The organism is Pseudomonas sp. GW821-FHT02C04 (genome assembly GCF_059421845.1).
This window is the reverse complement of sequence record NZ_JBWKVT010000001.1, coordinates 821,774-835,763: the sequence shown is the minus strand read 5'-3', so window position 1 is coordinate 835,763 and position 13,990 is coordinate 821,774. Positions and strand designations below refer to the sequence as shown.

Sequence of the window (13,990 nt, the reverse complement as noted above, 5' to 3'; positions counted from 1 at the left end):
CTGATGATTCACTTCCCTCACAGCGACGCGCTCTGCGCGTTGACGCAACCTTATTGCCCGGATTCCGTGCCGGACGGACTGTTCGACCAGGCCATGGCCGAAATCAGTCGGTTTCACTGCTACGACACCCCCGGCTACGAACACTGGCTGAACGCCAATGGACTGACCGTGGACGATCTGGACAGACTTGACGACTGGTCACGACTCCCGCCCGTTTTCGCCAGTTATTTCAAACGCCAGGCCTTGCTCAGCTCCACCGGAGCGAACGCGCTGGAACTCACCTCCTCAGGCACCGGCGGCGAGAAAAGCCGCATGCGTTACGACGAACGCAGCCTTGGAGCGGCCCGGAACATGGTCGAACGGATCTTCCAGCACCATGACTGGAACACCCCGCACACCCCGTGCAACTACCTGCTGCTGAGCTATGAACCCGAGGGCACCATCAGCCTGGGAACATCCTTCACCGATCAGTTCCTGTGCCAGTTCGCACCCGTCAATCGCCTGGCCTATGCACTGCGTCGCACGGGTGACGGTCATGAATTCGATGGTTTTGGCGTGATTGCAGCCTTGCAGTCCTTCGCCGAAGAAGGCTTGCCGGTGCGGATCTTCGGCTTCCCTGCCTTTCTTTGGCAGACCCTGCAACGCATGCGGGCTACCGGCGTGGCAGACCTGCAACTGGCAGCAGGCTCGCTGACGCTGTTTGGCGGCGGCTGGAAGACCCTTTCGGCGCAAGAGATTCCCCGTCAACAACTGTACGAACGTATTCACCGCCAATTAGGCATCGAGATGTCCCGCTGCCGTGACGGCTACGGTGCGGTCGAGCATCCGGTGCCGTACCTCGAGTGCGCTCACCATCATTTCCATGCTCCCGTCTATTCGAAGGTCTTCGTGCGCAATCCATCTGACTTCACGGTTCTGCCTTACGGCCGCCCGGGCTTGCTGAATTTCGTCTCGCCCTACATTTCATCGAGCCCGGCCCATGCCGTGGTCATGAGCGATCTCGCCACCCTGCATCCGGGCGCCAGCTGTGGCTGCGGTCTGCCCACCGACTGGTTCGAACTGCATGGCCGTGCAGCCACAACGGCCGGCCGAAGCTGCGCCATGGCCGCCTCTGAACTGCTGGGGAGGCACTGATATGTACTTGATCAACGGACAGCTTCACGACGACTGCACCCTCGACGCCGCACTGAAAAAGCTCTATCTGGATTTGCCACAACGATTGGCCAAGGCGCTGGACACATCGACCGTCCTTGGCGCGGCGGCCACCTTTGCCACACGCTTGCAGAACCCGGATCCGGCATTACCTCTGGATTCCGAACAACGACAGACGCTGATCGAGTTCTGCCAGCCGGATGCCCTGCGGTGCAAGCTTGAGCGCGAACTCGGCGAACAACCGAGCGCGTTGCGCCGCATCGACTATCGCCAGTCGCGCTTTGAGCGCTGGAGCCCGCTGGGCCTGGTGGTTCACATCACTCCCGGCAATGCGCCGCTGTTGGCCTTTTGCGCGGTGATCGAAAGCCTGCTGGCCGGCAACGTCAACTGGTTGCGCCCCAGCAGCAGCGATCAGGGCCTGACGGCTCGATTGCTTCATGGCCTGACACAATGTGATGCGACCGGCCAGATCGCCGGGCATGTTGCGGTCATTCCGGCAAGCACTGCACAGATCGGTCAGTTGTGCCAGCGGGCCAACGGCGTGTCGGCGTGGGGCGGTGAATCGGCGCTGCAAGCCATCCGCCAGCAACTGGCGCCAGGATGTCGCTGGATCGACTGGGGCCACCGCATCAGCTTCATTTACCTGACACCGGCAGCGCGCTCGCCGCAAGCGCTGGACGCCGTGGCCGATGAAGTCAGTCGCCTCGACCAGCAGGCCTGTTCCAGCCCGCAATGGCTGCTGGTGGACAGTGACGACGAAAGCACCCTGCAATCCATCGGTGAAGGTCTGGCCGAGGCATTCGAACGCCGCGCCCGACACTGGCCGGCCCTGCTGCCTTCGATTCAGGAGGCCTCGGAAATCACCACCCGCGTGGCGATGGCGCGGCTGGCTCACAGCTTTGGCGGGACCAGCGGTCAGGTCTGGCAAGCGCCGGACTGGCGGATCATCTGGTCCCACGACCAGCAACTCGGCCCCTCGCCCCTGTTTCGCAGCCTGTTGCTCAAACCCATGCCGCGCGCACAACTCACTGAGGCGCTGTTGCCCTGGCGAAATGTGCTGCAAAGCGCCGGACTGATCTGTGCCGAACACGAAATGGCCGAGCTGGCCCGCACGCTGATCACCGCGGGCGTCACACGGATCACCCCGGTGCAATCGATTCACGATGGCTACGAAGGCGAGCCCCATGACGGCGTGTATGCCTTGCAGCGCCTGAGCCGTCGCGTATCGGTCAGCCTGCCGGCCACGGCGCTGGCAACCCGCGCCACCCTCGATCCGCTCCCGACACCACCCTGCGTGACCGACCTGCCGATCATGAGCAAGGACGCCTTTGTTGCCCGCCCGATCCATCCGGCAGCCCGCTTGTATTTCCGCTCCGGCGGCAGCAGCCGCACCCCGGTGTTGTCCGGTTACAGCTACCGCGATTTCGATCGGCAAATGCGCGCCAGTGCCGACGGCTTGTTCGCGGCCGGTCTCGACCCTGTCCGCGACCGGGTGATGAACCTGTTCTTCAGCGGCGGACTGTACGGCGGATTCTTCAGTTTTTCCAAAGTGCTGGAACTGCTGGGTGCCACACACCTGCCGATGGGAGCACCGGCCGATGACGACTATCGCGAAATCGCGCGGTTGATCATCGATCAGCACGTCACCGTGCTGGTCGGCATGCCCAGCACCCTGAATCGTTTGTTTCTCAACGAACAGGCACGGCTGCGTGAATATGGCGGGATCGAAAAGGTGTTCCTCGGTGGCGAACACCCTGGCGAACAAAGCCTGGCACTGATGCGCAGCTGCGGCGTCAGGCTCATCCGCTCGGCCGTTTATGGCAGCGTCGACGCCGGTCCCCTCGGGCATGCCTGCCCGGCCACCGGCGATGGCGTGTTCCATCTGATGAGCGAAATCCAGCACCTTGAGATCGTCGAATTCGAGACTGATCGACCGGTGACCGGCAGTGAGACCGGGCGCCTGATATTCACCTCCATCGAACGGGAAGGCCAGGACGTTCAACGCTACGACGTCGGCGACAGCGGTCGCTGGATCCCCGGCGTGTGTGACTGCGGCCTGCCCACGCCGCGCTTCGAACTGCTGCAGCGCCACGGCCGGCTGGTGCGCATCGGCACCGACTTCATCTGCCTGTCGCAACTGGCAGCGCATCTGCAGACTGAATTCCAGCTGATCCTTGAACATGCCCCGGACGGCCTGGAGCGCATGCGCTTTCGCAGCCCGCGGCAAGCCGAAGATGTTCAGCGTCGCCTGCTGGATTATCCAACGTTGGCCACGCTCATCCAGACAGGGCTGCTGACCGTGGAGGCAGAGATCTGCGGCAGCGAACGCTTCACCCGCAACAAACACAGCGGCAAGACGCCCATTCTGATCGACAACCGGGGCGTTGGTCCCTGCGCTGACAAGCAAGGAGCCAAACATGAACACACGGTTTGAACTGGAGGAACTGGTGACGTTCGCGCGACTGCATTCGGGCTTTTACGCCAACCACTTTGCCGGATCTCCACTGCACATCACATCCCTGCAGGAACTGCCGGTGATTGACCCCGCTGAATACTGGAAAGGCAGTCAGGACCTCGACCGTTGGCCTGCATTGACGGCACCCCTGCATGACGGGCTGATCTTCAAGACAGGAGGAACCACCAGCGCCGGCAAGTTTTCACTGTTCCGGCGCGAGGAATGGCAGACGATGGTGGCGGATTTCGGGCGTAGTCTCGACGCGCAGTTGAGCCCAGGAGACCGCGTCGCCAACCTGTTTTTTGTCGGTGACCTGTATGCCAGTTTCATCTTCACTCACGATGCGCTGGCGCATGTGCAAACCGAGGTCATCGAGTTTCCGTTCACCGGCCATGTCGACTCAGGCCTCCTGGCTGATGCGATTGCCCTGCACCGGATCAATGTGCTGGTCGGCGTGCCCGCCCATCTGTTGACCTTTGCAGCCTGGCTCGAACAACACGGCCGGGTTCTCGAGGACGTCACCACCCTGCTCTACGCCGGTGAAAGCCTGTTTGAGGCACAGTTGCAACAGCTTGAGCGGGTCTTTCCCAATGCCCGTGTGTCCTCCATCGGTTACGCCAGCGTGGACGCCGGGTTCATCGGTGCCAGCCATCGTGACTGCGACCTGGGTGAACATCGGGTTCCCGAAGGCCACGCAGTGCTGGAAATTCTCGACGAGCGAACCGGTGAAGTCATCGAAGACTGCGAGCGTGTCGGACGCCTGGTGATGACCAACCTCACGCGCCGGTTGATGCCGTTGATCCGCTACCCGGTCGGCGACCGTGCCTGCTGGCGAGAGCCGAGCGGCACGTCCCGGCGCAAGTTCGCGTTGATGGGCCGCTGCGCCGACAGCCAGCGGGTGCGGGTGGGCATTTTGACCCTGTTGCCGCAATCGATCGGCGAGACAGTGCGGCGCGTCACCGGCAGCGAGGACTGGCAGTTGTTGATCGAGCAGGATGGGGCGAAGGATGTCCTGCGCCTGCTCTGGGCGCCGGACGCTATGGCGCCGCCAATCGCTGAAGCCGACAGGGCGCTGCACAGCGCATTGATCGAAGACTATCCGTTGATCGAGCAATTGCACGCCGATCAGTTGCTGGCGCTGCAGATCAAGTGCTGCACGGTGCAAGAACTGGCACTTCATCCACGCTCCGGCAAACGTCAGCGTGTGCTGGACCGGCGCGTCTACAACGGCCCTCGTCAGGAGCGTTGCTGATGGAATCAATCAGCCTGCGAAGTTATCGCACCAGTGACGCCGCTGCCGTGAGTCACCTGTTCAGAAAGATCTATGGCGACCATTACGCTCAGCCGCATGTCTATCTGCCCCGCATGATCTGTCAGAACCATGCCGACCGCCGCTGGCACTCGTTGGTGGCGGTGACGAACAATCAGGTGGCGGGGCACGCCACGTTGATACTTGACCAGGGATCCTCCATTGCCGAACTGGCGCTGAGCGTGGTGGATCCGCAGTTCCGTGGCCAGAACGTCGCCACGCGACTGGGCCGACACTTGCTGATCCATGCGCAGGCGCTCGGTTATCAGGGCGTCACGATCAAGCAAATGACCCAACATCCCTATACACAGAAAATGGCCGCCAGTCTTGGCTTTCACAACACCGGTTTACTGCCCGATCATGCACCGTCGCCCTTTGGCGGTACGGTGACGGAATCGCTCGTAATGGGTTACGCCCCTGTCGATGGCTATCAGCGCCCGCTGCCGGCACTGCCCTGGCCGGACGAATGTCGTGCGTTCATGCAGCAGATGTGCGAAGTGTTTGGAATTCGGATCAACGTTTCGCCCTGGATCGGCGCACCGGCGCAGCTGGAACAGCGCTGGGGTCGATATGACGGCGTATTCAGCGAAGTTGACGACAGTTTGCTCAGACAATTGCAGCAACTGCCCGCCCACTGGCTGATATCCATCAGGCTTAGACTCGCACAAGGTTTTGACAATGCCTGGCAGCGATTTTCGAAGGTGGGGTTCGTGTTCACCGGACTTGCGCCCGATGACAGGGGGGACGGGTGGCTGGCGCTGTTTCATCGCGGGTTCCAGCCCAAATCCCTGACACTGCATTGCCCGCAAATGCAGCGACTGCATGACGATATGCAGCGACAGATCGTCCTGTCCCCGGAACACCAGGCTTGCGGCAACCGCCCATAAACGAAAGGGCCCGCCCCGTTTCCGGAGCGGGCCCTGTCTGTCACGCCTTGGCGCTGACGCCTTTGTCGGTCGGAGGTGGACGTTCACCGCCCTGTCCGTAGGTTTTCAGGCTCTGCAGCACATAAATGGCTTTCTTGTACTCCGGGATCAACGTATTGGCGTACTTGTTGCCCTTGAGACTGTTGTTGTTGATGGTGTCCAGTTGCGTGGCGAAATATTCCAGCGCATTGAACTTGGCATCCGGGTCTTTCTGAATGCCGAAGCGGTCGAACTTGTCACCGGCATTGAGCAGTGTCATCGAGGTCACTTCGGAAATAAGGCCCCGACTGCGCAGGAAGTCAGTCAGTTTGCCCAATTGCTTGGGAGTGACGTTTTCCGGATCGAACCCCTTGATGTTCTTGTGCAAACGCTGCTTGTCCATTTCCGCCGTATTGAGAACGGTGGGGTCGTTGCCGACCAGGGCCAGCATCTGCTTGACCTTCACGCTTTGAGAAACCGGTTTGCCCGAGCTCCCTGCATCTCGAACCAGCAAACCTGCCTTGGGCTGCCACGCGCCGGTATAACCAACGGTCATGAGCGTGCTCCTTGCGAAAAGAACATGGAAATATCCTTGTGGAACGTCTTGAGTTGCCCGGAGTATCGGCCGGCAAACTGATGTCACCAATCTGTTTTTCACTTTTTTACAAATTTCGTACATTCTCGATACAAAGCACTGCAAGCCCCGCAGATGTTGAGCCAGAGCCGTCTGGCCAGTCCGGCGAAAATCGGCTTTTTACTCTAACGAACGGGCTGGTTAGTTTGCATGTGTCGGATCTGTTACTTGCCGGTCAGCGTTTCAAAACTTTTTAGCACGTGAGTACCTAAAGCTTCCTCGCGCCGCGACGATACGTAAGGGATACCCCTACTGTTTTACTCCTCGCCCCTAATAAGAAACGCTGCTCAAGGACCGGTCTCCATGCCCGCATTCCGTACCATTCAGGCTCGCTACACGCTGTTTCTGGTTCTATTTATCCTGTTGCTGTCGGTCCTGACCGTGGTGGGCATCAGCCAGTTGGTCGCGCCGAAACTGCGTCATACCGAAGAACAGGTCGTGCTCAACCGCATTGCCGAGGTCGCCGAGCAGATCCAGGGCGAACTGAACAAGGTTCAATCGCAGCAACGCAGCATCACCCAGACCATTCCGCTGCTCGACAGCGCCGCCATCGATACGGTGCTGCCGGGTCTGGTGGACCAGTACGGCGAGCTGAAAGTATTTGGCGGCGGTATCTGGCCGCTGCCCGGCCAGCGTGAAGCCGGGCGTAACAAGTTCAGCACCTTCTGGCACCGCGACAGCTCCGGCAAACTCGCCGTGAACACCTTCTGGAACAGCGACGCAGCGCCCAACTATTACGACCAGAGCTGGTACAAGGGCGGCCTGCAGACCCCGCGCGGCCAATGCGCCTGGGCCGCCGCCTATAAAGACGATGCCAGCGCCGAGCCACGCACCAACTGCGCCATGGCCATTCAGAAGAACGGCACGACCTGGGGCGTATCGACCATCGACGTGACGCTGGGCTTCTTCAACGACCTGGTGGCGCGCAAGGAAAAAGACCTCAGCGCCGAAATGCTGATCGTCGAGGCCGACGGCAAGATCATCAGCAACAGTTCGCGCATCAATGGCCCGATCGTGCTGAAAAACATCAGCGAGCTGGCCGGCAGTTCACCGTTTGCCAGCCAGGTAAAAGCAGGCCTGCAACAGCGTGATCAGGCCCAGCGCGTCGAGTTCGACAATAACGGCGAAGCCAGCACCTTCTTCATGCGCCCGATCGAAGGCACGCCTTGGTTCCTCGCCACCGCCCTGCCGACCAAGTTGATCACCGCCCAGCGCGATGACGTGCTCAGCACCCTGAGTCTGTTGCAGATCCCACTGGTGATCCTGCTGGTGCTGTGGCAGGTCTATGCGATCCGCCAACTGATCCAGCGCATGAAGGCCCTGAAAGCCAACATCGATCTGCTGTCCAGCGGCGATGCCGACCTGACCCGACGCATCACAATTCGTGCCGAAGATGAACTCGGCGCGATCGGTCACTCGGTCAATACCTTCATCGCCTACCTGCAGAACATGATCGGCGAAGTCACCCAGGCTACCGGCGCCATGGCTTCGAGCCTCGACAACCTGCAACGTACGTCGGCGCACACCAGTCAAATTCTGCTGCGCCACGCCTCGGAAACCGACCAGACCGTCACCGCGATCAACGAGATGAGTTCGACCGCTGAAAGCGTCGCGCAGAATGCCGCCGAAACCGCAGCCTTCACCCAGCGCGCCAACGAAAACGCCGACCGTTCGCGGGTGGTGGTCGGCGAAGCGTCGAGCAGCGTGGTCGCGCTGATCGACGAAGTGGCCAGCGCCACGCACAAGGTCGAAAGCATGCAACAGGACGCACAACGCATCACCGAGATTCTCGGGGTGATTGGCGCGATTGCCGGCCAGACCAACCTGCTGGCGCTGAACGCCGCCATCGAAGCCGCCCGCGCCGGTGAACAGGGACGCGGCTTCGCGGTGGTGGCCGACGAAGTGCGCGCCCTCGCCGCCCGCACCCAGGCCAGCACTTCGGAAATCAACGAAATGTTGACCCGCCTGACCCAAGGCGTGAGCTCGTCGGTCAGCGCCATGGAAAACACCCAGGCCAGTTGCCAGTCGGCCGCCGACGCCACGGCCCGAGTCAACAGCGGCCTCGATGAGATGGCCGGCTCGGTCAGCCACATCAACAGCCTCAGCACGCAGATCGCCACCGCCGCCGAACAGCAAAGCGCCGTGACCGAAGAGATCAACCGCAGCATGGTGCAGATCCGTCACATGGTCGATGAACTGGTGCAAAGCGGTCAGGCCAGCGAGCTCAACACCCGCCAATTGCTGGAAGCCAACAGCCGGGTCGGCGCGATCATGGGCCGGTTCAAGGTGCGCTGACCCTGACCGATCTGTCATCTCTCGCTCAGCGGGCTGTCAGCCTTGATCTACGATCATGCTGGCAGCCCGCCTTGTATCACTTGGAAACACTCCGTTGATGCCGGGCAGGAAAATCCGGTCAAAATGCGTTCTTTTTTGACCGTTACCCGAGTCGAGAGCCTTCCATGCGAAACCACCTGCGTCTGGCCGCCCTGAGCGCCCTGTTCATCTCCTCCCTGGCGCAAGCCGCCGATCTCATCCCGATCGAAGTCCACCGCGACGCCAACTGCGGCTGCTGTAAAAAGTGGATCAGCCATCTGGAAGCCAACGGTTTCAAGGTCGAGGATCACGTTGAAGCCGACATGAGCAGCTTCAAGCAGCAACACGGCGTGCCGCCACGTCTGGCGTCCTGCCACACCGCAATCATCGACGGCAAATTCGTCGAAGGTCACGTCCCCGCCGAACAAGTGCTGGCCCTGAGCAAGCGTGACGATCTGCTTGGCGTAGCCGCTCCGGGGATGCCGATGGGCTCGCCGGGCATGGAAATGGACGGCATGAGCGATGCCTATCAGGTCATCGGCCTGAAGAAGGACGGTGCTGATGTGGTGGTGGCGGATTACCCGGCCCATTGATGACGGCGGGTTATCTCGGACTGTTCTTCGCCGCGTTTGGCGCCGCCACACTGCTGCCGCTGCAATCGGAGGCGGTGCTGGTCGGGTTGCTGGTCAGCGATCGCTATTGGCTGTGGGGACTGCTGGCCGTGGCGACACTGGGCAATGTCCTCGGTTCGCTGGTCAACTGGTGGCTGGGACGCGGACTGGAGCGGTTTCAGGGTCGACGCTGGTTTCCGGTCAGCCCGAAGCACATGGTTCGCGCCCGCGTTCACTATCAACGTTATGGGCACTGGTCGCTGCTGCTCAGCTGGCTGCCGGTCATCGGTGATCCCCTGACACTGATCGCCGGGGTCATGCGTGAACCGCTCGGGCGATTCCTGTTGATCGTCACCCTGGCCAAAGGCGCCCGTTATGCGGTGCTGGCGATGCTCACGCTGCGCTGGCTCGGTTGAACGTTCAGGCGCGGGAATTGCCTGTGTTTAACGTCGCCCTAATCCGGCCGTTCCAGCATCGGCCGATTTCCTGTGGAGTTGTCCTATGTCTGTGTCGCTGACCCGCTGGCTGCCTGGCCTGCTGTTGACCGCTGCCCTGCCCCTGTTTGCTCACGCCGACGGCCCGCAATACGGCCCGGAACTGCAAGGTTTCGACTATCCCTACACCCTCAAGCATTTTGCCTTTCAGTCCCAGGGCAAATCATTGCAGATGGGTTACATGGACGTCGCCGCCCACGGCAAGGCCAACGGGCGCACCGTGGTGCTCATGCACGGCAAGAATTTTTGCGGCGCCACCTGGGACAGTTCGATCAAGGCCCTGAGCGAGGCCGGTTACCGGGTCGTCGCCCCGGATCAGATCGGCTTCTGCACCTCCAGCAAACCCGATCACTACCAGTACACCTTCCAGCAACTGGCGGCCAACACCCAGCAATTGCTCAAGGCGCTGGGCATTCAGAAAGCCACCCTGCTCGGCCACTCCACCGGCGGCATGCTCGCCACCCGTTACGCGCTGCAATACCCGGATCAGGTCGAGCAACTGGCGCTGGTCAACCCGATCGGGCTGGAGGACTGGAAAGCCCTCGGCGTGCCGTATCGCAGCGTTGATCAGTGGTATCAGCGCGAACTGAAAGTCACCGCCCAAGGCATTCGCGACTACGAGCGCAGCACCTATTACGGCGGTCGCTGGAAACCCGAATTCGACCGCTGGGTAGACATGCTCGCCGGCCTGAGCAATGGCCCGGGCAAGACTCAGGTCGCATGGAACTCGGCGCTGATCTACGACATGATCTTCACCCAGCCGGTGTACTACGAGTTCAAGGACCTGAAGATGCCGACCCTGTTGCTGATCGGCACCTCCGACACCACAGCCATCGGCAAGGACATTGCACCGCCCGAGGTGAAAGCGAAAATCGGCCACTACGACGTGCTGGGCAAACAGGTCGCCAAGCTGATTCCGCAGTCCACATTGGTGGAATTCCCCGGCATGGGCCATGCCCCGCAGATGGAAGAACCGGCGCAGTTCCACCAGGCACTGCTCGGCTGGCTGAACAAAACCAATCCCGTTCGTTGAGGAGTCAAGGCTGATGGCGGTGCAGATTGCGGTGATCGATGACTGGCAGGACGTCGCACGGGGCGTAGTCGACTGGTCGGTGCTCGACAGTCTCGGCGAAGTGACTTTCGTCCATGATTACCCGGCGGACAACGCCACGCTGGCCGAGCGCCTGGGCCGGTTCGAGGTGATTTGCGTGATGCGCGAACGCACGCGCTTCGATGAAGACCTGCTCAAGCGTTTGCCGAACCTCAAGCTGCTGGTCACCGGCGGCATGCGCAATGCAGCGCTGGACATGCCGGCCGCTGCCCGGCTCGGGATCAAGGTCTGCGGCACCGACAGCTATAAGCATGCAGCGCCAGAGCTGACCTGGGCGCTGATCATGGCCGCCACCCGCAACCTGGTGAACGAGGCCAATGCCCTGCGCGCCGGCCAATGGCAGCAAGGTCTGGGCGGCGATTTGCACGGCAAGACCCTCGGCATTCTCGGGCTCGGCAGTATCGGCCAACGGGTGGCGCAGTTCGCTCAGGTGTTCGGCATGCGGGTGATCGCCTGGAGCGAAAACCTGACGGCCGAGCGCGCCGAACAGGCCGGTGTCACCTATGTCAGCAAGCAGCAATTGTTCGAACAGGCTGACGTTTTGTCGGTGCACCTGGTGCTCAGCGACCGCAGTCGCGGTCTGGTCGATGCTCAGGCGCTGGACTGGATGAAGCCAACCGCCCTGCTGGTCAACACGGCGCGCGGGCCGATTGTCGACGAAGCGGCGCTGATCAAGGCCTTGCAGAAACAGCGCATCGGTGGCGCAGCGCTGGATGTATTCGATGAAGAACCGTTGCCGGCGCTGCATCCGTTTCGCACGCTGGACAATGTGCTGGCCACGCCTCATGTCGGATACGTCAGCCGAAAGAACTATCAGCAGTTCTTTTCGCAGATGATCGAGGACGTTCAGGCCTGGTCAGCGGGAGAACCGATTCGTCTGCTGAACTGACTTTCCTCCAATTCGCGGGCAGCCCCTGCCCGCGAATCAGCACCCACTGACCGCACGCCAACACAACTGTCCGCACCGCAACAGTGCACACGCACTTTCCTCGCGCCCGAAAACGTGACCGGCCGGTCACCGTTTTGCACCGTCCGCCCCTTCAAACATGCACTTCGTCGGTGCGATCACCCGCTCAAAGCCACGGTTTCCGTGAGCCTGCAACAGATTGTCGAACAATTCGTCCGATTGCCCTGGCCCGCTCTAGGATCTGGCCTAGACTGGTTTTCGCGGGGCGAAACCGGTCGGTCACAATGTGGAAATTTTGTCGAAACTTTTGCTGATCGCGACGGGTCATCTGAAAGACAAGGCCAAGGCGACTGGTTCATTCCTTGCAATGGCCTCTTCACCCATTCTGCTTGCGCGTGTTGGGTAGCGTTTGCTCACCGATGCGTGGCGCGTTTGCGCCCGGCCACAGGATTTGGCCATGGACATCGCTTGTTCAAGACAAGAATCAGATCAACAAAACGGGAGATTCATATGATCAGTGCGGCATTGGATATTCAGGGAGAGCGTGCTCATCCGCCGGTCGGCGAATCGAGCACCGTGAGCGTTCCCGGCAGCCGGTCGATCAACGTCCCGGGCACCAAGACGCTGACACCGGTAGCCAGTCAGAATCCCAACAAGAAGAAAGTGTTGTTCGTGACCTCGGAAATCGCCGATCTGGTGAAGACCGGCGGTCTTGGTGACGTTTCTGCCGCCCTGCCCCGCGCGATGGCGCATGAGCATGATGTCCGGGTACTGATCCCCGGTTACCCGCAAGTGATGAACAGTGAAAATCCGATCCACATCATCGGCGAACTGGGCGGCCACGCCGCGCTACCACCGTGCAAGATCGGGCGCATGGACATGCCCGACGGTCTGGTCATTTATGTGTTGATCTGCCCTGAACTCTACGCACGCGACGGCGGCCCTTATGGCGCCAACAACGGCCGTGACTGGCCGGACAACCACATTCGTTTCGCCCGTCTGGGTCTGGCCGCCGCCGATATCGCCGCCAACCTCGCACAAATCCACTGGTGCCCGGATCTGGTGCACGCCCATGACTGGCCGGCTGGTCTGGCGCCTGCTTACATGCACTGGCGCGGGCAACGCACGCCGACCCTGTTCACCATTCACAACCTCGCCTATCAGGGCGTGACCAGCCTCGGTTCGTGCCCGGAGCTCGGGATTCCCGCCCATGCCCTGCAACAGGAAGGCATGGAGTTCTACGGCAAGATGTCGTTCCTCAAGGCCGGCATGGCCTATTCGAGCCACATCACCACGGTCAGCGCCACCTACGCGCAGGAAATCACCACCCCTGATTTCGGCTGCGGCCTCGACGGCTTTCTCGCCGCCAAGACCCAGCAAGGTTTGCTCAGCGGCATCCCCAACGGCATCGACGAGAGCTGGGACGCCGCCACCGACCCGCACCTGTTCGCGCCGTTTGCCATCGGCGACTGGGAAGGCAAAGCCGTCAACGCCGCCCATGTACGCGAACTGTTCGGTCTGAAAGACTCGGAAGGCCCGCTGTTTGCCGTGGTGTCGCGGCTGGTTTATCAAAAAGGCCTGGACCTGACCGAAGCCGTCTCGGAGTACATCGTGCAGAACGGTGGCCAGATCGCCATCATCGGACGCGGCGAGCCGGAAGAAGAACAGGCCATGCGCGAACTGGCCCTGCGTTTCCCCGGCCAGATCGGCGTGCGCATCGGCTTCAATGAAACCGACGCCCGGCGGATGTTCGCCGGCAGCGATTTCCTGCTGATGCCGTCGCGTTACGAACCTTGCGGCTTGAGCCAGATGTACGCCCAGCGTTTCGGCTCGCTGCCGGTGGCGCGCAATACCGGCGGGCTGGCCGACACCATTGAAAACGGCGTCACCGGGTTCCTGTTCAACGAGTCCACGGCGGACAGCTATCGCGAAGCCCTGAGCCGCGCGTTCAAGGTGTTTGCCTTCCCGGATCTGCTGCACGCCATGCGCTGCAGGGCGATGGCTGCACCGTTCAACTGGTGCAAGGCCGTCGAACCCTACGCCGAACTTTACGAACAACTGGTGGCCAAGGCCTTGGGTAAAACGCACCACAAATAACC

11 protein-coding genes are annotated in these 13,990 nt (G+C 61.3%); 10 read left to right on the top strand and 1 reads right to left on the bottom strand.

Translation table 11 applies throughout. From position 1 onward, the window contains the following. Window positions 1-3 precede the first annotated feature (3 nt). The 4 genes from AC07VV_RS03885 to AC07VV_RS03870 are packed head-to-tail and all read left to right on the top strand — an operon-like array spanning window position 4 to window position 5,803. Window positions 4-1,134, top strand: a complete 1,131-nt coding sequence (locus AC07VV_RS03885; RefSeq protein WP_495035366.1) for a LuxE/PaaK family acyltransferase — start codon at window positions 4-6, stop codon at window positions 1,132-1,134. A gap of 1 nt (window position 1,135) precedes the next feature. Then, a complete protein-coding gene (locus AC07VV_RS03880) occupies window positions 1,136-3,586 on the top strand; it encodes an aldehyde dehydrogenase family protein (protein WP_495035365.1) in 2,451 nt (816 codons plus the stop codon). Continuing rightward, complete coding sequence (locus tag AC07VV_RS03875) at window positions 3,570-4,859, top strand: phenylacetate--CoA ligase family protein (RefSeq protein ID WP_495035364.1); 1,290 nt, start codon at window positions 3,570-3,572, stop codon at window positions 4,857-4,859. Before AC07VV_RS03880 ends, AC07VV_RS03875 begins: the two co-directional genes overlap by 17 nt. Next, a complete protein-coding gene (locus AC07VV_RS03870) occupies window positions 4,859-5,803 on the top strand; it encodes a GNAT family N-acetyltransferase (RefSeq protein WP_495035363.1) in 945 nt (314 codons plus the stop codon). Before AC07VV_RS03875 ends, AC07VV_RS03870 begins: the two co-directional genes overlap by 1 nt. A gap of 40 nt (window positions 5,804-5,843) precedes the next feature. Here AC07VV_RS03870 and AC07VV_RS03865 read toward each other — a convergent pair whose 3' ends face one another. Further along, on the bottom strand, window positions 5,844-6,377 hold the full coding sequence (locus AC07VV_RS03865; protein WP_096820282.1) for a hypothetical protein: 534 nt from the start codon (window positions 6,375-6,377) through the stop codon (window positions 5,844-5,846). Window positions 6,378-6,758: 381 nt separating this feature from the next. On the opposite strand from AC07VV_RS03865, the gene AC07VV_RS03860 reads away from it, so the two are divergent. From AC07VV_RS03860 to glgA, 6 genes are all read left to right on the top strand, one after another. Further along, the gene (locus tag AC07VV_RS03860; RefSeq protein ID WP_096820281.1) at window positions 6,759-8,750 is read left to right on the top strand and encodes a methyl-accepting chemotaxis protein; all 1,992 of its coding nucleotides are present in this window, start codon (window positions 6,759-6,761) and stop codon (window positions 8,748-8,750) included. Window positions 8,751-8,914: 164 nt separating this feature from the next. Beyond that, a complete protein-coding gene (locus AC07VV_RS03855) occupies window positions 8,915-9,361 on the top strand; it encodes a DUF411 domain-containing protein (protein WP_495035362.1) in 447 nt (148 codons plus the stop codon). After that, window positions 9,361-9,795 (top strand): YqaA family protein, encoded by a 435-nt coding sequence (locus tag AC07VV_RS03850; protein WP_495035361.1) that lies wholly within the window; start codon window positions 9,361-9,363, stop codon window positions 9,793-9,795. The genes AC07VV_RS03855 and AC07VV_RS03850 overlap by 1 nt, the downstream gene beginning before the upstream one ends. Before the next feature lie 85 nt (window positions 9,796-9,880). Continuing rightward, complete coding sequence (locus AC07VV_RS03845; RefSeq protein WP_495035360.1) at window positions 9,881-10,906, top strand: alpha/beta fold hydrolase; 1,026 nt, start codon at window positions 9,881-9,883, stop codon at window positions 10,904-10,906. 13 nt (window positions 10,907-10,919) lie between these two features. Continuing rightward, window positions 10,920-11,873, top strand: a complete 954-nt coding sequence (locus AC07VV_RS03840) for a D-2-hydroxyacid dehydrogenase family protein (RefSeq protein WP_495035359.1) — start codon at window positions 10,920-10,922, stop codon at window positions 11,871-11,873. A 528-nt stretch (window positions 11,874-12,401) separates the two neighbouring features. Beyond that, the gene (gene glgA, locus AC07VV_RS03835) at window positions 12,402-13,988 is read left to right on the top strand and encodes a glycogen synthase GlgA (RefSeq protein WP_495035358.1); all 1,587 of its coding nucleotides are present in this window, start codon (window positions 12,402-12,404) and stop codon (window positions 13,986-13,988) included. The last annotated feature ends 2 nt before the right edge of the window (window positions 13,989-13,990 follow it).

What these genes read in the sequence shown, in the direction of transcription:
- AC07VV_RS03885 (WP_495035366.1), top strand. Translation starts at nt 4, where the DNA reads ATGATTCACTTCCCTCACAGCGACGCGCTCTGCGCGTTGACGCAACCT.
- AC07VV_RS03880 (WP_495035365.1), top strand. Translation starts at nt 1,136, where the DNA reads ATGTACTTGATCAACGGACAGCTTCACGACGACTGCACCCTCGACGCC.
- AC07VV_RS03875 (WP_495035364.1), top strand. Translation starts at nt 3,570, where the DNA reads ATGAACACACGGTTTGAACTGGAGGAACTGGTGACGTTCGCGCGACTG.
- AC07VV_RS03870 (WP_495035363.1), top strand. Translation starts at nt 4,859, where the DNA reads ATGGAATCAATCAGCCTGCGAAGTTATCGCACCAGTGACGCCGCTGCC.
- AC07VV_RS03865 (WP_096820282.1), bottom strand. Translation starts at nt 6,377, where the DNA reads ATGACCGTTGGTTATACCGGCGCGTGGCAGCCCAAGGCAGGTTTGCTG.
- AC07VV_RS03860 (WP_096820281.1), top strand. Translation starts at nt 6,759, where the DNA reads ATGCCCGCATTCCGTACCATTCAGGCTCGCTACACGCTGTTTCTGGTT.
- AC07VV_RS03855 (WP_495035362.1), top strand. Translation starts at nt 8,915, where the DNA reads ATGCGAAACCACCTGCGTCTGGCCGCCCTGAGCGCCCTGTTCATCTCC.
- AC07VV_RS03850 (WP_495035361.1), top strand. Translation starts at nt 9,361, where the DNA reads ATGACGGCGGGTTATCTCGGACTGTTCTTCGCCGCGTTTGGCGCCGCC.
- AC07VV_RS03845 (WP_495035360.1), top strand. Translation starts at nt 9,881, where the DNA reads ATGTCTGTGTCGCTGACCCGCTGGCTGCCTGGCCTGCTGTTGACCGCT.
- AC07VV_RS03840 (WP_495035359.1), top strand. Translation starts at nt 10,920, where the DNA reads ATGGCGGTGCAGATTGCGGTGATCGATGACTGGCAGGACGTCGCACGG.
- glgA (WP_495035358.1), top strand. Translation starts at nt 12,402, where the DNA reads ATGATCAGTGCGGCATTGGATATTCAGGGAGAGCGTGCTCATCCGCCG.